The organism is Bacillus sp. UNCCL81 (assembly GCF_900112535.1).
GTDB classification, from domain to species: domain Bacteria; phylum Bacillota; class Bacilli; order Bacillales; family Bacillaceae_G; genus Gottfriedia; species Gottfriedia luciferensis_B.
The window spans coordinates 89,159-108,082 of record NZ_FOMF01000004.1 but is presented as its reverse complement, the minus strand read 5'-3'; the positions used below and the strand labels follow the sequence as shown (position 1 = coordinate 108,082).

Here is an 18,924-nt window from a genome sequence, read left to right as displayed (position 1 = left end):
AATCATAGTATGGGAGATGTTATGACTCTATCAATATAGTAAACAAAAAAATGGATTGGTATGTTAGTACGATTTGCTAATAAACTATTCCACCATGAAGACATTAAACCTATTTATTGGGTATGTGTATTTCATGGTGGATTTTTTTATGGAAAAAGGGGAGGAAAACCGTGAAAAATAACATGGTTACAATCACGATTGACGGGAAAGAAGTAATCGCAGAGCAAGGTTCTACAATCTTACAAATCATCAATCAAAACGAAATTAGTCATCCACAAATTTGTTATGTTCCTGAAGTCGATCCATTACAAACTTGTGATACTTGTATTGTAGAAATTAATGGTGAGCTAAAGCGCTCATGTTCAACTGTAGCGATGAGCGGAATGAATATTCTATTGACTTCACCTAAAGCAAAGGAAGCTCAAACTGAAGCAATGGATCGATTATTAGAAAACCATTTACTATATTGCACAGTTTGTGATAATAACAATGGAAATTGTAAGTTACATAATACGGTCGAAGAAATGGGCATTGAACACCAAAAGTATCCTTATCAGCCAAAGGTAGCTTCTTGTGAGGTTGACTTGACACATCCTTTTTATCGATATGATCCAAATCAATGTATTGCATGTGGACAGTGTGTGGAAGTGTGTCAAAATCTTCAAGTAAATGAGACATTATCAATTGATTGGGAAGCTGAGCGTCCACGTGTTATTTGGGACAAGGGTGTTTCGATTAATGATTCTTCATGCGTAAGTTGCGGACAATGTGTAACAATTTGTCCTTGTAATGCATTAATGGAAAAGTCAATGCTAGGTGAAGCCGGTTTTATGACTGGATTAAACGACGAGTTACTTGATCCGATGATCGATTTAGTAAAAAAAGTAGAGCCTGGATATAGTGGGATTTTTGCAGTTTCAGAAGTTGAAGCAGCAATGCGTGAAACACGTACGAAAAAAACTAAAACAGTTTGTACTTTCTGTGGTGTTGGCTGTACATTCGAGGTGTGGACGAAGGATCGAAAAATTTTAAAAGTTCAACCAAGTTCTGATGCACCAGTTAATGCAATTTCGACTTGTGTAAAAGGTAAATTTGGTTGGGATTTTGTCAATTCAGAAGAACGAATTACAAAGCCTTTAATTCGAAAAAATGGCGTATTTGTTGAAGCGAACTGGAATGAAGCCCTTGATTTAGTTGCAAGTAAGCTTGGTTCCATTAAACAAGAATATGGAAAAGGATCTGTAGGATTTATTTCATCTTCAAAAATTACGAATGAAGAAAACTATTTAATTCAAAAGTTAGCAAGACAAGTATTCGAAACAAATAATGTTGATAATTGCTCACGTTACTGTCAATCACCAGCAACAGATGGATTATTCCGTACAGTTGGTATGGGTGGAGATGCAGGAACGATAAAGGATATCGCAAAAGCTGGGCTAGTTATTATTGTCGGTGCGAATCCAGCAGAAGGTCATCCTGTACTTGCGACAAGAGTTAAGCGAGCACATAAGTTACATGGACAAAAACTGATTGTTGCCGATCTGCGTAAAAATGAAATGGCAGAGCGCTCTGACATCTTTATTCGACCAAGGCAAGGGACAGACCAAGTGTGGTTAATGGCTGTAACGAAATATATCATTGACCAAGGCTGGCATGACTTAAAATTCATCAATGAGAATGTTCATTTCTTTGAAGACTTTAAAGTTGTACTTGAGAAATATACGCTTGAATATGCCGAAAGTGTAACTGGAATTTCAAAGGAAACATTAATTCAAATAGCTGAAATGATTCATGAAGCGGATGGAACTTGTATTTTATGGGGCATGGGCGTGACTCAAAATACTGGTGGTTCTGATACATCTGCGGCGATTTCGAACTTATTGCTTGCAACAGGAAACTATAGACGCCCTGGTGCTGGCGCTTATCCGCTTCGTGGTCACAATAATGTACAAGGTGCTTGTGATATGGGTACACTTCCTGGTTGGCTTCCTGGTTACCAACATGTAACGGATGATGCGGCCCGCATGAAGTTTGAAAAATCATGGGGCGTTGAAATCGGAGGAAAACCTGGTTTAGATAATATCCAAATGCTTCAATCAATTGAAAAAGGCGAAATGAAAGCTATGTACTTAGTTGGTGAAGATATGGCGCTTGTTGATTGTAATGCCAACCACGTAGATGAAGTTTTATCAGATTTGGACTTCTTTGTTGTACAAGATCTCTTCTTCTCAAAAACAGCGCAATATGCGGATGTTATTTTACCTGCTGCGCCATCACTTGAAAAAGAAGGTACATTTACAAATACTGAGCGCCGAGTACAAAGATTATATCAAGCATTACCAACTCTTGGTGAATCGAAGGCGGACTGGTGGATTGTCCAAGAAATTGCAAACCGATTAGGTGCAAATTGGAACTATCAACATCCAGGGGAAATATTCGCTGAAATGGCAAGTTTAGCACCACTGTTCTCTCAAGCTAGCTACGAAGTGATGGAAGGCTGGGATAGTTTCCTTTGGGGAAGTTTAGACGGGGCAAGTACGCCACTTCTTTATGAGGATGGTTTTAATTTCCCAGATAAAAAAGCAAGATTTGCTTTAGCTGATTGGATGGAACCAGTTGAGTTTGCAGAAGAGTTTGACCTATTAATTAATAATGGTCGTATGCTTGAACATTTCCATGAAGGGAATATGACGAATAAATCATACGGTATTCAATTAAAAGTGCCTGAGATTTTTGTAGAGGTTTCACCAGAGCTAGCGAATGAACGTGGCATTAAAGATGGCTCACTAGTTCGATTAGTATCTCCATATGGAGCACTGAAATTACCAGCACTGGTAACTGATCGAGTACAAAAAAATGAGTTGTTCTTACCGATGAATTCAACAAATAAAGAATCTGCAATCAATTTCTTAACAGGTCCAGCTAAAGATCATCGTACAAATACACCAGCTTATAAACAAACAAAAGTACGGATGGAAGTATTACGTGTAGAAGGTGAAAGTCCGTTGCCAAAGTCGAACCCACGTAATAAAAAGAGAAACCCTCAAAATGGAGTTGAGGTTCAGCGTAAATGGGAACGAGAAGGATACGTCCACTTAACGACAAAATAAAGGGGAATAAGAATGGCACAACCAATCACGACGATTCAAAAATACGTACCAACTAAAGAAGAGCAAAACCAACAGAAACTTGAGGATTTGAAGCTTTTATTAGCAGAAAATGAAGATTCATTAAATAAAATTTTAAACATCGTTTCTGAATTAAATGATACAGGTGTCCTTGAAGCTGCAAATTCAATGATACAATCTAAAGAGAAAATTACAAAAATTGCTTTAGAACAAATGAACCGCGAGCCAGTCACGAATATCATCAATCATATTATGGGAGCTGCTGGTGCACTTTCAAATGTGGATCCAGAAACAACAACAAAGCTAATTAATTCCGTAACAAAAGGAATCGATGAAGGAAATAAACATCTGGAAAAGGATGACAAAGTAGGAATTTTTGATTTAGTAAAAGTTTTAAAAGATCCTGATGTAAATCGTGCAGTTGGTTTTGGTATTAACTTTCTAAAAGGTATGGGAAAAGGTCTAAAAGAATAATAGAAAAAACAATTTGTATTTAATAGAAAAGAGTTTAATAATAAGAGATGAACCTTTTAATCAAAACACGAATTGAAAGGTTGATCTCTTAATGAATATTTTCCTAAAAAACACGATTTGAAAAATATTTCAAGAAGAAGGGAATCTTTAACGATGCTACCAACTGAAGTGAGAAGAAGAATTCTCCGCTTTGAAAATGGTGAAACAAACGATAGTGAAGACAGCGTTGTCACAGAATTTCCCGTCACAGTAAAAATCAATGGAGAAGAATTCGTTACAATGGTCAGTACCCCAGAATACATTGAGGATATGGTTGTAGGCTTTTTAGCATCCGAAGGGGTCATCCGAAAATACGAGGATATTGAAAACATATGGTTTCAAGAAAAAGAAGGCTTTGTCCATGTTAAAACGAAGAATATTAATCCATATTATAAAGATATTCAAAGTAAAAGATATATTACATCATGCTGTGGAATGAGTAGACAAGGGTTTGTTTTTGTAAATGATGCATTAACTGCAAAAAAAATGAAAGAAGTGAATGTTCAACTATCATTTCAAGATTGTTTTCGATTAATGAACGAGATGCAACAGTCTGCATTTTTGTTTCATGAAACAGGCGGCGTTCATAATGCTGCTTTATGTGATTTAAATGGGATTGTTTTGAATAGAATGGATATTGGTAGGCATAATGCATTAGATAAAATCTATGGATATTGTCTAAAAAATAATATTCGAATTTCAGATAAAATAATTGTTTTTAGTGGGCGATTATCTTCTGAAATTTTACTAAAAGTAGCTAAAATTGGTTGTGAGGTTATACTGACGAAATCAGCTCCAACCGAATTAGCTCTTCAATTAGCTGAAGAATTAGGTATTACAACAGTGGGATTTATTCGAAATCAGTCACTTAATGTATATACTCATTCAAAGCGCGTATTGTGAAATAGAGACTAAAAACAGATCATTTATGAAATAAAAAGAAGTGGGGCAATGGGTATGAAAAATGTTGCATTGGATAAACATCATCGACCTTTACAGGATTTACGTATATCTGTTACCGATCGCTGCAATTTTCGTTGCCGTTATTGTATGCCGGAAGAAATTTTTGGTCAGGATTATTCTTTTTTATCACAAGATAAAATACTTTCTTTTGATGAAATAGAAAGATTAACGCGTATTTTTGTATCTTTAGGGGTAAGAAAAATTAGAATTACTGGTGGAGAACCTTTATTACGTAAAAATTTACCTAAACTAATTGAACGATTAAATAAAATAGATGGTGTTGAAGATATTGCTTTAACAACAAACGGCACTTTACTTAAAAAGTTTGCAAAAGATTTATTTGAAGCCGGTTTAAGAAGAGTAACCGTAAGTATTGATTCTTTAGATGAAGAACGATTTTCATATATGACTGGTAATCGAGGAAATGTAAAGTCTGTGCTTGAAGGGATACAAGCTGCTTCTGATATTGGAATGAAGGTTAAAATCAATATGGTTGTTCAAAAAGGTAAAAATGAACAAGATATAATCCCAATGGCACAGTATTTTAAAGATCAAAAACATATTCTTCGTTTTATTGAGTATATGGATGTAGGAAATTATAACGGCTGGAGGCTCGATGAAGTAGTAGGAAAACAAACAATCATCGATACGATCAATGAAGTCATGCCTTTAGAATTTACAGAAGCTAATTATGTAGGAGAAGTTGCGAATCGATATCGTTACAAAGATAGTGATGATGAAATAGGCATTATTTCATCAGTGACCGATTCATTTTGTTCAACTTGTACAAGAGCACGTATATCTGCAGAAGGAAAATTATATACTTGTTTATTTGCAACAAAAGGTTATGATCTAAAAGAATTGGTAAGGTCTAACCAAGATGATGAACAAATAAAAGAAACGATTCTTTCGATATGGAGCAATCGAACTGATCGTTATTCAGATGAACGATTAAGTAATACGAAAAAAATGAATGATAAATCATCACATAAAATTGAAATGTCCCATATAGGTGGTTAATCATTACCAATAATAGAAGGTTTGGAGTTTATGCAATTTCTGTATGATGCTCTAACTAAAAATTAGAAAGTGATGATTGGTATCTCTGTTCGGTTAACAGAGAAATTAAGCAGCATTCAGAACTCCTTATATGATGAGGATTTCTTAATGCTGCTTTATTTAATAGAGGGAAAACAAGAAAAGCAAAAAATTGGTGAGGATACCCGGAGAAAACTTTTTATCTCTTTCGCTTGGTCCTGCTCTTAATGGAGGATATCTTATGTCAGAACGTTATTCACGTCAGCAGCTTTTTACACCAATCGGTGAAAATGGACAAGAATTAATTAGAAAGAAACATGTTTTAATTGTTGGGGCAGGCGCGTTAGGAAGTGCTAGCGCGGAGGCACTTGTTAGAGCTGGAATTGGAAAGTTAACTTTAATTGACCGAGATTATGTTGAAATGAGTAACTTGCAAAGGCAACAACTTTATACTGAAGAAGATGCATTTGAGAAATTGCCGAAAGTAATAGCCGCTAAAAAGCGTCTCCAAAAAATAAATTCAGATGTAAACATCAATGCACTAGTAATGGACGCAAGTGCAGATAATATGGAAGTCCATTTGAAGGACACTGATGTTATGATTGATGCAACAGATAATTTTGATATTCGATTTATCATAAATGATTTATCTCAGAAATATGACATTCCTTGGGTTTATGGCTCTTGTGTCGGGAGCTTTGGTATGTGTTGTACGATCCTACCAAGTAAAACGCCATGTTTAAATTGTATATTAAAAAGATTACCAGTACCTGGTGTGACATGTGACACAGCCGGGGTTATTAGTCCTGCGGTACAATTAGTGGCGGCATACCAGGTTGCTGAAGTATTAAAACTATTAGTTGAGGATTATTCAGCCGTTAATACAAAATTCCTAACATTTGATTTATGGAATAATCAACATTTTTCCTTTAAAGTGACGAAACTTAAATCAGACGATTGTCCTTCATGTGGAACAAATAGGACGTATCCTTATTTAGCCTTTGAAAATCAAACGAAAACAAGTACACTTTGTGGGCGAAACACGGTTCAAATTAGACCTTCAACTACTAAAAATTACGACTTTAATGAACTAGAAATTCAACTAAAACAACACGGACAAGTAGTACGGAACCCTTATTTGATCTCTTGTCAGATAGAAGATTATCGATTTGTTGTTTTTCAGGATGGACGGGTTTTTGTTCACGGAACACATGATATACAGGAAGCTAAAAAACTATATTATCGTTTATTAGGTTAATAGAGAGAGGATGAAAAGAATGGTTGAAAAACGAGTACCACTACCGATCGAAGAAGCAGTTCGTAAAGTGATGGATTTTGCCAAACACGGAACTAAAGAAATGGTATCAATCGATTTAGCATATGGACGAGTATTAGCTGATGACATAAAAGCTGATCAGGATATACCTGCTTTTGACCGTTCTCCATATGATGGCTTTGCGATTCGATCTGAAGATACTATTCTTACAAGCAATGAAAATCCAACAATCTTTGAAGTCGTTGGTGAAATTGGAGCTGGTTCAGTTTTTCCAAATGAAGTAGAACCATTACAGGCCGTTCGTATTATGACAGGAGCACAAATACCTCAAGGTTGCACGGCCGTTGTCATGCTTGAATTAGCAAAAGAGATTAAAACGGATGGTAAAACTTTTATTGAAATTAAACGCTCTTATCAAAAAGGCGATAATATTTCATTTCAAGGAGAAGAAACGCATAAAGGCGATATTCTTGTTAAAAAAGGAACTGAAATCAACCCAGGAGTGATCGCTTTACTTGCTACTTTTGGGTATAGTCAAGTTCCAGTAGCGAAAAAGCCAGTCATCGGAGTCATTGCGACAGGGAGTGAACTGCTAGATATCGATGAACCACTTGAACCTGGTAAAATTCGCAATAGTAATTCCTATATGATTCTTGCTCAAATTCAAAAAGCAGGTGCAATTCCAAAATATTTAGGAAAGTTTAGCGATGATTTGGATACTTGTTTTTCAGAAGTTCAAAATGCGTTAGAGCAAGTTGATTATCTAATTACGACTGGTGGTGTATCTGTCGGTGATTATGACTATTTACCAGATATTTATGCAAGATTAGGAGCTACCGTATTATTTAATAAAATTGCCATGCGTCCAGGAAGTGTAACAACAGTAGCGCATTTTGAAAATAAATTATTATTCGGTTTATCTGGAAATCCTTCTGCTTGTTTTGTTGGGTTTGAGCTATTTGTTAGACCGATTATCCAATCTTATTTATTTAACGAAACACCACATTTAAAAAGAGTAAGGGCAATTTTAGGCGAAAACTTTCCAAAGCCAAATCCTTTTACAAGATTTGTAAGAGGTAAAATTGTTTATCATGAAGGTCAATTAACAGCAATTCCAGCAGGTTTTGATAAGTCTAGCGCTGTATCTTCATTAGCTTATACAGATGCTTTTATTGTTTTACCTGGAGGAACAAGGAAATATGAAAAAGGTATGTCAGTCGACTTATTATTATTAGAAGACTATGAAGGAAGTAAATGGCCTTGGCATGATTTCATACCTGCATATAAGTAAATAAATAGAATGCTATTAATTTAAGAAAAGTGAAGTGATTTACTTGGAACAAACATTATTTAATATTGTCGATACACCGATTGTTGTCGAGGAAGTTTCAGATAAAGTAAAAAGTAGAAATGCAGGAGCTATTACTGTTTTTATTGGTACCGTTAGAGAGTTAACAAAAGGAAAAAAGACTTTGTCGCTTGAGTATCAAGCATATGAATCAATGGCTGTAAAAAAACTTGCCCAAATTGGTGATGAAATCCACGGGAAATGGCCGGAAGCAATTGTTGCGATTACTCATCGAGTTGGAAGATTAGAGATTAGCGATATTGCCGTTGTTATTGCAGCTTCTTCTCCGCACCGTAAAGTGGCTTACGAAGCAAATGAATACGCAATCGAACGAATTAAACAAATCGTTCCGATCTGGAAAAAAGAGTTTTGGGAAGATGGGACGATGTGGATTGGTGACCAATTAGAAAATACATCATACCAAGAAGGAAAACCAAGTGTGGAGGAATCAAAATGATTAAAGTTTTATTATTTGCTCATTTACGAGAGAAAGCGGGAACTGATGAATTAACAGTGACTGATAAAAATGGAATAAACGTAAAAGAGTTAAAAGACTGGCTTATGAATAAATATGATTTACCTCAACTGAATCAGATTATGACTGCTATAAATGAAGAGTTTGTAACGGATGAAGAAATTGTTAATGATGGAGATACTGTCGCATTTATTCCACCAGTAAGTGGGGGATGAAGGATTCCATAAAGCTTGAAAGTAGGTAGAATGATGCATAAACATAATGAAAAAGCGGTTGTTAATGCTGCCGTTTTAACAGTTAGTGATACTAGAACTGTTGAAAATGATGAGAGCGGAAAACTTATTAAAGCTTTATTAGAAGAGCAAAAACATATCGTCCATGATTATAAAATCACAAAAGATGATATAGCATTGATCGATTCGATTGTTAGAACATGGAGTGAAGACGAAACGATTCAAGTGATCATCATAACAGGTGGTACTGGTTTTACCAAAAGAGATGTTACATATGAAGCAATTTCAAAAATGCTCGATAAAGAAATGCAAGGATTTGGAGAACTGTTTCGTTCATTAAGTTATACAGAAATCGGTCCAAAGGCTATGTTTAGTAGAGCAATCGCCGGTAGCTTTCATGATAAAGCGATCTATGTAATTCCAGGATCAAAGAACGCTGTAAATCTAGCAATGACAAAACTAATTTTACCGACATGCCAACATTTTGTGGAAGAATTAAACAGGCAATGAATATAGCTGGCGTCGTTTTAGCAGGTGGGAAGTCATCCCGTTACGGTAAACCAAAAATGTTTGAAATGTATAAAGACAAATTATTGTATGAATATAGTGTAGAAGCCTTAAAGGAAAATTCGATTTCACCGATTATCATTTCAACGAACGAAAAACTAGTTCCGTATTTTAGTAAAAACGATTTAGACTTTGTCATTGAAGGAAAAGCCAAAGAATACCAAGGACCTCTGTATGCGATGTACAATGCATTTTCCAACAGACCAAACAATGACTGGTATTTTGTCCTAGCTTGCGACACACCCTTTATTACAGCTGACTTTGTAAAAAACATGATTGAAAGGGCAGCAAATACAAATGTTGATGCAATCGTTCCAATCCAGTCCGATAAACTTCAACCACTATTTGCGCTCTATCATCGAAATTGCATCGGAAAAATGAAAGAGATTTTAGATAAAAACAATCGAAAAGTTCAGTTATTATTCAGTGAAGTAAATATAATGACTGTTCAATTTTCAAGTGACGATCTCATCTTTAAGAATATAAATAGTCCGAATGACTGGATTTAATTAATCAAATTAAAGACTTACCCGGAGGTACTCCCATGAGTGAATTTTCACATTGGAATGAAGAAGGAAGACCTAAAATGGTCGATATATCAGATAAAGACATCACTACAAGAGTTGCAATTGCACAAAGTACAATTTCGATCTCAACGGAATTATATGAAGCAATTCAAAATGGATTAATTAAAAAAGGTGATCCACTAAATGTTGCACAAATCGCTGGAATTATGGGAGCTAAAAAAACTTCTGATATTATTCCGATGTGTCACCCGATCGCACTTTCAGGAACGGACTTTACATTTGAATATGTAGAGGTACCTAATGGTTATGATTTAATCATTCGTGCGACAGTGAAATGCAGCGGAAAAACTGGAGTTGAAATGGAGGCACTTACAGCTGTAAGTGTAGCTGGCCTTACATTTTATGATATGTGTAAAGCCGTTGATAAAAGTATGGTTATAAAAGAAACGTTTTTAGTTCAAAAAAAGGGTGGTAAAAGCGGCGACTTTTTCCATCAATAAGATTGGAACATAAGCTTAATTGATTAGAAGCATCTACGATCTAATCAATTAAGTTTTCCAATTTTTTATCAAAGACAAAAACTGAAATCGCAATATCTTCTTCAACTTTCATATCCGAGAAAAGGTTGATAAACTTAGCATCAACGATTTCTTCTAGTTTAACTGGATGATTTTTCGCATATACATCTTGAATCATCTTTGTTCTAGCATTATGTACAATATCACGGCCTTCAGAAGTTTGAGCGATAAATAGCTCAGTAGGTGTCAGATTTCCATACAAAGTTGAAACAGCCATATTTTCAACAAAAACAGTATGGATTCTTTCAGGGCCTTTACCAAATAATTCTTTACGCAGTTTTCGTATATAGTCATTAAATTCATGGATGACTTTAGCCATTACATATACCCCTTAAATTAATTCTGTTTTTCTTATCATAAAACAATGGTTTGAAAATTTAAAGGAAAAATCTTTTAGAGAACATCTTCTTAAAGACTTTACTAAACTGCTCCACCATCAATACAAGAATCGATTAATTTGATTTTTGTATTAATGGTGTTTTTTCAGTAGGCTCCTTGTAATAAAATTATTTAATAAAAAGGAATTGAGAGCGATGAAAAAGAACTATTCCATTTTGCAAATTGTAGGCTATCAAAATAGTGGGAAAACAACTCTTACTGAAAAACTCATTAAATTGGCCAACCAACAAGGATTATTAGCTGCTACTATAAAACATCATGGTCATGGCGGTGCGCCTGATTTAGAAATAGAACGCAAAGACAGTAGTCGTCACTTGGATGCTGGAGCAATCGTTTCTAGTGTTGAAGGTGATGGAGTCTTGTCATTGAGAACAAATTTTATTAATTGGGACTTAAAGAAAACAATTGAATTATATCGCTTTTTTTCAACTGATATCATTTTTATTGAAGGTTATAAAAGGGAAAGTTATCCAAAAGTAGTATTAATAAGAAGTGAGGATGATCTGAATTTACTAAGGTCATTAACGAATATTATTTGTGTGATCAGCCATTTTGAGATTGAAGAGGGTAGATTGAAAGATTATCAATATTTCCATCTATATGATGAAGAAAATTATTTAAATTTCTTGATGAATGAATTGTCAAAAGGTAATTTCATAGAAGATTAAAAAATAGAGGAAAATATGGTTTATTTTGAAATGAGGAATTTAATTGTTTGAAGAGTTTTTAATTCCCCTTAAGATTTCCCTTAAGGTTACGATCGTGGCAGGATTTTTCGTTATAATTTTAGGAACTATAGCTGGAAGAATTCTCTCTATGAAATCCTTTAAAGGTAAGACACTTCTAGAATCAATTTTAATGTTACCTTTAGTTCTTCCTCCTACAGTTGTGGGATTTTTACTATTAGTCATTTTCGGAAGACAAAGCTTCATTGGAAAAATGATTGAATGGTTAGTTAAACAACCTATTGTTTTTACATGGTGGGCTGCTGTAATTGCATCAATTATTGTAGCATTTCCGCTTATGTATCAATCCGCAAAAACTGGATTTCAAAGTGTAGACATTGAGATTGAAGAGGCAGCTAGAGTTTGTGGAGCAAGTGAATGGAATGTTTTTTTCTTGATTTCAATTCCACTTTCATTAAAAGCTATTATCTCAGGAAGTATATTAAGCGTTGCAAGAGTACTAGGCGAGTTCGGTGCTACACTTATGTTTGCAGGAAACATACCAGGAAAAACACAAACTGTCCCGACAGCTATTTATTTAGCAATAGATGCTGGGAATATGAAAATGGCTTGGCTATGGGTACTTTCGATGGTCTTAATTTCTTTTATTATGCTGTTAGCCGTACAGTTGAAACAAAAATGATTTTGCAGATTGGTATTGTCTCAAATTAGTATATAATGCTGTATGTGGGGTGTTTTTCCTTTTTATTCCAATATTTTAGTTTACATAAAATAAAACCGAGTTTTACAATTAGAAACTTAAAAATGAGAGGGTGGAAGGCATGGCAAATAAAGTTGAGTTAATTAATCTTGCAGTAGGATTACCGAGTAAAATGGAATACGGCGAAAACAAAGAAATGATAACGGGGATTTGTAAAGAAGGAATAGAAGAAGTTTACTTATCAAAAGAAGGCTTTAAAGGTGATGGAGTAGCTGACTTAAAACATCACGGTGGGCCCGATCGAGCTGTATGTGTGTACCCATATGAAAACTACGAACTTTGGGAAAAAGAGTTTAATCTAAATTTACCACTTTCAGCATTCGGAGAAAATATTACAGTCACAAATATGTTAGAAAAAGACGTATGCATTGGCGATGTCTACCAAATTGGCGATGCAATTATACAAATTACACAAAGCAGAATACCTTGTGACACAATTACAAGGAGAACGAATGTAGCACTTAAGAGAATCGTAGAAACTGGTTTTACAGGCTACTTATGCCGTGTATTAAAAGAGGGAACGATCAGAAAAGATTCGAAAATAGAATTAATTGAAACTCAAAAAAATAAAATTTCAGTTCTTTATTGCAACGAGATTTATTTCCATGATCCAAAAAATGTGGAAGGAATAAAAGCGATTTTGGAAGTTCCTGAGTTAGCTGAGGATTGGAGAATTCGATTAAATAAGCGTTTGGAGAGTTTAGTTTAACTATTTTATGATAACGGGTAGGAAGTCGCTTTTGTTGGAGCGGCTTCTTTTTTATTAGGGTCTATTAAAATATATTGTTGATTTTCTTATTGAACTAAAATGGCATATTTCCTCAATAATTGTTCAATTGGGAATAAATATTGTAAGAAATTAATTTGTTTCAATTATTTAATATTATACAGTGTTTTAGTAGAATTCTTTGCATACACAAAAAGAGGTTGGAAATAGTAACATTATACTTTTTAATAATTGGAGGATATAGATGAATGAATCTACACTCTGGAACCTATTATTGGCCTACTACATTTCCTGATGCTCCATCATATCCAACATTGGATGAAGACCTATCTTGTGATGTTTTAATCATAGGGGGTGGAAGTTCAGGGGCACAATGTGCATATTATCTTTCCGATACTAATTTAGATGTGGTTGTAATTGAAAAATCAACCATTGGCAGCGGCAGTACTAGTACGAATACGGCCCTCCTTCAATATTCCGGTGAAAAAATGTTTACAGATATGATTAACACCTTTGGTGAAGGTTACATAAAAAGGCATTTACAACTTTTGAAAGAAGCCATAAATGAAATTGAAGCAGCCTCAAAGAAAGTAAACATTAATTGTGAATTCAACAGAAGAGATACTCTCTATTCCGCAAGCTGTGTGGATGATGTTGAAAGTCTTAAAAAGGAATATGAATTTTTAAAACAGCAAAACTGTGAACTTACTTTTTTAACTAAGGAAGATATTGAAGCGAAATATCCTTTTAGCAGGGATGCCGCTATCTATTCATATAATGATGCAGAAATTAATCCTTTCAGATACACTCATGCACTTCTGGATTACTCCGCAAGCAAAGGAATCCGTATATTTGAACATACAGAAATGAACGGTCACCATTATGATAAAGAAGAAGATAAGATGATTGCATCTACAAAGAATGGTTTTTCTATCAAAGCACGATATATTATTTTTGCAGCAGGTTATGAAGGAGTAGAGATAAAAAAGGAGAAAAAAGCTTCCTTTGTAAGTACATATACGGTAACTACCCACCCAGTCAAAGATCTTTCCGAATGGTATAATAGGACACTCATTTGGGAAACCGCTCGTCCATATTTATTTATGCGTACAACTAGAGATAACCGGATTATCATAGGCGGACTTGATGATAATACTTCGTATTCTGAAGATCGTGATAGTAAACTGATTCACAAAAAGAAGAAACTGATTGAAGAGTTTAATAAGATGTTTCCAACTATTAAAGTACAGCCAGAATATTTCTTAGCTGCATTTTATGGAGGCACAATCGATGGCATTCCGATTATTGGGAAATATGAAGCATTTCCAAACAGTTATTTCCTATTCGCATTTGGTGATAACGGGACGGTTTACAGCCAGCTGCTATCAAAGCTTATTGCAAAGGAAATTGTTGAAGGGAACTGTCCAGATTTAGCTCTATACTTGCAAGAGCGACCTTTGCTAAACAATGGATTTTTTACTTCTTCCAATTAATTCTATTTACCAGATAGACTCTGTTAAACTTTAATGTTGATCATTACATAAAAATAGAGGAAACCCCATTTGAGGGTTTCCTTGATCATTGGGAAAAAGTAATTCCGATGAGTTTTGTATTTACAGGAATATCGAAAGATCAGAAGGTATTCTATGGCAGAACATTGAACAAAAAAGAAGGGCTACAACAAAGTTAACGGATTCTCCTTTGGGAGAGAAAAGATAAAAATAAATAATAAATTGGCAGACCGATTAGCAAAATTTTAGTCTGTCTTTTTTATTGCCAAATCAAGATTTTTTTCAAATTGTATTGAAATTAGCACAAAATTAGCATATAAAATGAAAGTGGACAATAACTATTGACCTTACCGTTTATTGTGCGATTTTAATGGATAATTTCGGGGTGATTAGATGGATTACGAACTTATACGAAAAAGAATTCAAGCTATTACTACTAGGATTAATGAGATTGGTGGAGAAGTTCAAGAAGTGGTTATCGATGAACCAGTTTCACTTGAACAAATAATCAAAACAGAGGAACAACTTGGGGTTACTCTCCCTGAAAGTTTCAAGAAAGTTCTCAATGAGTTTTCTGGGAATTTCAGCTTACGTTGGTTTTTACCCGACAATATGGAGCAGCCGAATGAATTTAGAGAAATCTTCTGCGGAACACCACACTGGAGCTTAGAACTTCTTCCCCAATTTGAAGAAGACTGTATAGGTTGGATTGAAAATGTTTTTCCTAATCCAAAAGATGATTATGATGTAGTTTGGCATAACAAATTAGCTTTTTGTGAGGTAGGCAATGGTGATTACTTAGCCTTTGATATGAAAAACAGTGGTGATGCCCCCATTGTCTATCTTAGTCACGACGATGGAGAAGGTCACGGGTTTAAAATTGCAAATAACTTTGTGGAATTCATCGATAATTGGTCAAGATTAGCATTTGTAGGGTGTGAGGATTGGCAATGGCTATCTTTCACAACAAGCCCCGAAAGTGGGATAATTTCAGATGGAGTGGCTGCCAATCGGTTTAGAACTTGGCTTGGATTAGAAATATAATTAGTGAAAAGAGCATTGAAGGTTTATTCAATGCTCTTTTTTATACTAATTTACTGTTAAATGTAATGCTAATTGCAGTGCTAAAAATACTGAGATTTACAACAATATAATTAACTTTCCCTCCGAAAAGAGAACCCGTTACAACAAAGTAGCCTTCTCTTTATTTTAAAATTTAACGGATGCTTTCGGTAGATAACCGACGTATTTTCCAGCATATTTGACGTATACATAATCATGTTTGATGCCATATCCAGTACTCATCACATAAATTGTGGTTGGTATTGCATTCACTTATTTGACTGCTCTTGCATTTCCAGAAAATATGCCTTTTGATTTAGATGCTAAACTTGTAGGAATATATGCACTAGGATTATTAGTCATTAGCCTATTAAGTTCAATTATTTCAGTAAGACAAATTACTAAAATTGATCCGTTAACAGCTTTAGGGAGGGTGGAATAAATGTGTGGTATTCAGCTACAAAAAGTTTCTAAACAATTTACAGAGGGACATTCGATTGTAACAGCCTTAAAAGAAGTTTCTTTTACCGTGAATTCTGGAGAGTTGGTTGCGATTGTTGGTCCTTCTGGTTCTGGGAAAAGTACATTATTATCAATAATTGGCGCATTATTAAAACCAACGTCAGGAATAGTAAGTGTAAATGATCAGGATTTAACAACGTTAAATGCTAAACAACTTGCAGACTTTCGTTTAAATGAAATTGGGTTTAATTTACAATCTTCAAACTTAATTCCGTACTTATCTGTATATGACCAGCTCATATTAATAAAAAAAATGGGAGGAAAGTTTAATAAAAAAGACCAGCAATATGCAGTTGAAATACTAACTGAACTTGGATTAGGTAATAAGTTGACAAAAATGCCAAATGAATTATCTGGTGGTGAACGTCAACGTGTAGCAATTGCTCGAGCACTATTTAATCAACCAAGTATTATCCTAGCTGACGAACCCACTGCAAGTCTAGATTCAAACCGAGCCCATGAAGTTGTAAAATTAATTGCCAGTGAGGTAAGGAAAAGAAAAAAAAGCTGCAATCATGGTGACCCACGATGAACGAATGCTAGGTTATTGTGACAAAGTTTATTATATGGAGGATGGGGTACTATCAATAAAAAACTCTGTAATATAGGAACTAGTAATTACTAGATTAAAATATGGCGTGATTTTAAGATATCCATCCTTCTAATTGTAAAGAATTGAACAACAAGTATAAAAATTGAGGGCTATGATATTGAGGATTTAAACTCGAAATGTTTAAAAATATGCTTTTTAAATTATTTATAGAATAATAGAGAATTGTTGGTTGACATGGTAGTAAAAAAGCACAGAAATATTTCTGTGCTTTCCTACCTTTTATCTAAGTGATTAATGTAAAATGATGATTTCTTGTACAACTAAAGCAATGCGTTGGTTCAATAAAGAAAAGTTAGACCACAAATATATTTTGTGGTCTTTTTCATTTAGTCAAAGAAATTGATCCTATCATTCAATCAATTAATAGTATAGGAAAAAAACGAATTTCCTTTTTCTGCTTTTTTGAACTTAAAAGTTCCACCATCTGTCACTACGACGACCGTTATTATCGCGTCTTTCATTGTCGCAACGATCTACTGCACGACAGAATTCTTCTTGATTAACCGTAACTTTCGCATTAAATGTAATCTCTCTATCTCTTCTGTTATTTCTATTGTTATTTCTATTATTATTCCAGTCATTATTTCTATTATTATTCCAATCATTATTTCTTTCATTATTTCTTTCATTATTACAGTTACAACTCATTATAAACACACCTTTTCCTTTTAATTTCATCTCAACATCATATCCTATGATTGGACAAGCAAAAAGAAATGGACAAGTGTTTGATTTTAATAAATATGTTCCTGATGTATTTATTTATTGTTAAGTTTAATAATTCAATAAGAAGAATATAACTCCTTATTAAACTAATCTGCATTCAGTTAAGTAAGAAAATAGACAATTATTTGTTAATAAAAAAACACCCTTACCTCAAAATGAAGTAGGGGTGTGTAAATAAGTGATTGTATTACTTAAAGTTTCCATTCTTCTAAAACCCTGTTTGTACTTATTTTCTTAATTCACCAGTAGATTCCCTAATAACCAGTCTAGTAGGCAATAAGATTTCATGGATTGGCTCGTCTTTATTTTCAATTCTCCAGCATAATTGTTCAACTGCTTTTTTACCGAAGAAGTTTAAGTCGATATCCATTGTCGTCATTTTAGGTGTTGCAATTTGAGAAAGCTGACCATTGTCAAAGCTACATACAGATACGTCATCTGGTACTTTGTATCCTCTTCGTTGTAATTCAGTTTGAACTAGAAAACCCAGTCCATCATTTACACAAAAATAGGCTGTAGGTTGTTTTGAAAATTGATCAAGTAAAGTTATAATATGTGCCTGTTCTTCTTTAGCGTGATTTAACAGTAGGTCTTCATCATGTTTTATTCCATATTTTTTAAGAGCCAAAAAATATCCTTCTAATCTTTCCTGGTAGCTTGGTGAAATGTCTACATCTCCAACGAAGCTAATTTCTTTATGTCCTAATTTAATTAAGTGCTCTACAGCTATAAATGCTGCAAAGCGATTATTCGTTAAAATTGAATCAGCATGAAGGAATGGTTCATGGTGGTCAATTAGAACGGTAGGAATACCTGAGCTAATAACTTTTGCTGTGTAGTCTGTATTAATATGAGACAAAATCAACAATCCATCAATTTCTTGATTCGTTAATAAAGTAGGCATAATTAAATTTTCAACCGAATGCTGATCAATTGACTCAATTAAAAAGTTAATGTCCTTCGTTTTTAATTCTTTTTGAATACTTAAATAAATTTCACCAAAAAATCCAGTTAAAGAAAACGCAAAATCTGAAGCTATTAATCCAATTGTTTTAATTGTTTTTTCATCAACTTGTTTTTGGGTACGAACATTTGAATAGAAATAACCTAATTCATCTGCAGTATCTTGAATCAGTTTTCTTGTCTCTTCGCTAACACCAGGTTTTCCGGATAAGGCCTGTGATACTGAGTTTTTTGAGATATTTAATTGTGTCGCAATGTCTTGCATTGTAACTTTCTTTTCCATTTATAAATTTCTCCCCTAAATCGATC

Annotated in this window: 19 protein-coding genes and 1 pseudogene; 17 read left to right on the top strand and 3 right to left on the bottom strand. The window is 34.2% G+C overall.

What is annotated here, in order from left to right:
• The first annotated feature begins 182 nt into the window (after positions 1–182).
• The 11 genes from fdhF to moaC all read left to right on the top strand — a co-directional run bounded on the left by fdhF (position 183) and on the right by moaC (position 10,568).
• Positions 183–3,110, top strand: coding sequence for a formate dehydrogenase subunit alpha (gene fdhF / locus BM319_RS10100; RefSeq protein ID WP_139226527.1), 2,928 nt, complete (start codon positions 183–185; stop codon positions 3,108–3,110).
• Between the two features lie 12 nt (positions 3,111–3,122).
• The gene (locus tag BM319_RS10095) at positions 3,123–3,602 is read left to right on the top strand and encodes a helical membrane plugin domain-containing protein (RefSeq protein ID WP_091022411.1); all 480 of its coding nucleotides are present in this window, start codon (positions 3,123–3,125) and stop codon (positions 3,600–3,602) included.
• 153 nt (positions 3,603–3,755) lie between these two features.
• The gene (gene fdhD, locus BM319_RS10090) at positions 3,756–4,544 is read left to right on the top strand and encodes a formate dehydrogenase accessory sulfurtransferase FdhD (protein WP_091022409.1); all 789 of its coding nucleotides are present in this window, start codon (positions 3,756–3,758) and stop codon (positions 4,542–4,544) included.
• Between the two features lie 54 nt (positions 4,545–4,598).
• Entirely contained in the window at positions 4,599–5,624 is a 1,026-nt protein-coding gene (gene moaA / locus BM319_RS10085; protein ID WP_091022406.1) for a GTP 3',8-cyclase MoaA, read from the top strand.
• A 259-nt stretch (positions 5,625–5,883) separates the two neighbouring features.
• Entirely contained in the window at positions 5,884–6,900 is a 1,017-nt protein-coding gene (locus BM319_RS10080) for a molybdopterin-synthase adenylyltransferase MoeB (protein ID WP_069034323.1), read from the top strand.
• 19 nt (positions 6,901–6,919) lie between these two features.
• Positions 6,920–8,209, top strand: a complete 1,290-nt coding sequence (locus BM319_RS10075; protein ID WP_091022404.1) for a molybdopterin molybdotransferase MoeA — start codon at positions 6,920–6,922, stop codon at positions 8,207–8,209.
• 43 nt (positions 8,210–8,252) lie between these two features.
• On the top strand, positions 8,253–8,723 hold the full coding sequence (locus tag BM319_RS10070) for a molybdenum cofactor biosynthesis protein MoaE (RefSeq protein ID WP_091022402.1): 471 nt from the start codon (positions 8,253–8,255) through the stop codon (positions 8,721–8,723).
• Complete coding sequence (moaD, locus tag BM319_RS10065) at positions 8,720–8,956, top strand: molybdopterin converting factor subunit 1 (RefSeq protein ID WP_069034224.1); 237 nt, start codon at positions 8,720–8,722, stop codon at positions 8,954–8,956. Before BM319_RS10070 ends, moaD begins: the two co-directional genes overlap by 4 nt.
• 33 nt (positions 8,957–8,989) lie before the next feature.
• Complete coding sequence (locus BM319_RS10060) at positions 8,990–9,484, top strand: MogA/MoaB family molybdenum cofactor biosynthesis protein (RefSeq protein ID WP_025568239.1); 495 nt, start codon at positions 8,990–8,992, stop codon at positions 9,482–9,484.
• The gene (gene mobA / locus BM319_RS10055; RefSeq protein WP_091022400.1) at positions 9,481–10,050 is read left to right on the top strand and encodes a molybdenum cofactor guanylyltransferase; all 570 of its coding nucleotides are present in this window, start codon (positions 9,481–9,483) and stop codon (positions 10,048–10,050) included. Before BM319_RS10060 ends, mobA begins: the two co-directional genes overlap by 4 nt.
• A 35-nt stretch (positions 10,051–10,085) precedes the next feature.
• Positions 10,086–10,568 carry a cyclic pyranopterin monophosphate synthase MoaC gene (gene moaC / locus BM319_RS10050; RefSeq protein WP_091022399.1) on the top strand — a complete coding sequence of 161 codons (483 nt, stop codon included), beginning with the start codon at positions 10,086–10,088 and terminating at the stop codon, positions 10,566–10,568.
• 40 nt (positions 10,569–10,608) lie between these two features.
• Here the strand turns inward: moaC and BM319_RS10045 are convergent, their stop codons facing one another.
• Complete coding sequence (locus BM319_RS10045) at positions 10,609–10,965, bottom strand: Na-translocating system protein MpsC family protein (RefSeq protein ID WP_025568236.1); 357 nt, start codon at positions 10,963–10,965, stop codon at positions 10,609–10,611.
• A gap of 214 nt (positions 10,966–11,179) precedes the next feature.
• Here BM319_RS10045 and mobB point away from each other — a divergent pair, with 214 nt between their 5' ends.
• From mobB to BM319_RS10010, 6 genes and pseudogenes are all read left to right on the top strand, one after another.
• Entirely contained in the window at positions 11,180–11,713 is a 534-nt protein-coding gene (mobB, locus tag BM319_RS10040; protein WP_091022398.1) for a molybdopterin-guanine dinucleotide biosynthesis protein B, read from the top strand.
• A 43-nt stretch (positions 11,714–11,756) separates the two neighbouring features.
• Entirely contained in the window at positions 11,757–12,413 is a 657-nt protein-coding gene (gene modB, locus BM319_RS10035; RefSeq protein WP_091022397.1) for a molybdate ABC transporter permease subunit, read from the top strand.
• A 139-nt stretch (positions 12,414–12,552) separates the two neighbouring features.
• Positions 12,553–13,200, top strand: a complete 648-nt coding sequence (locus tag BM319_RS10030; protein WP_091022396.1) for an MOSC domain-containing protein — start codon at positions 12,553–12,555, stop codon at positions 13,198–13,200.
• A 266-nt stretch (positions 13,201–13,466) separates the two neighbouring features.
• Positions 13,467–14,711, top strand: coding sequence for an NAD(P)/FAD-dependent oxidoreductase (locus tag BM319_RS10025; protein WP_091022395.1), 1,245 nt, complete (start codon positions 13,467–13,469; stop codon positions 14,709–14,711).
• A 411-nt stretch (positions 14,712–15,122) separates the two neighbouring features.
• Entirely contained in the window at positions 15,123–15,773 is a 651-nt protein-coding gene (locus tag BM319_RS10020) for an SMI1/KNR4 family protein (RefSeq protein ID WP_091022393.1), read from the top strand.
• A 460-nt stretch (positions 15,774–16,233) separates the two neighbouring features.
• A pseudogene (locus BM319_RS10010) lies at positions 16,234–16,921 on the top strand (ABC transporter ATP-binding protein).
• A 413-nt stretch (positions 16,922–17,334) separates the two neighbouring features.
• Here the strand turns inward: BM319_RS10010 and BM319_RS10005 are convergent.
• Positions 17,335–17,574 carry a hypothetical protein gene (locus BM319_RS10005; RefSeq protein WP_175495590.1) on the bottom strand — a complete coding sequence of 80 codons (240 nt, stop codon included), beginning with the start codon at positions 17,572–17,574 and terminating at the stop codon, positions 17,335–17,337.
• A 304-nt stretch (positions 17,575–17,878) separates the two neighbouring features.
• Positions 17,879–18,898, bottom strand: a complete 1,020-nt coding sequence (locus tag BM319_RS10000) for a substrate-binding domain-containing protein (protein WP_091022387.1) — start codon at positions 18,896–18,898, stop codon at positions 17,879–17,881.
• Positions 18,899–18,924 lie beyond the last annotated feature (26 nt).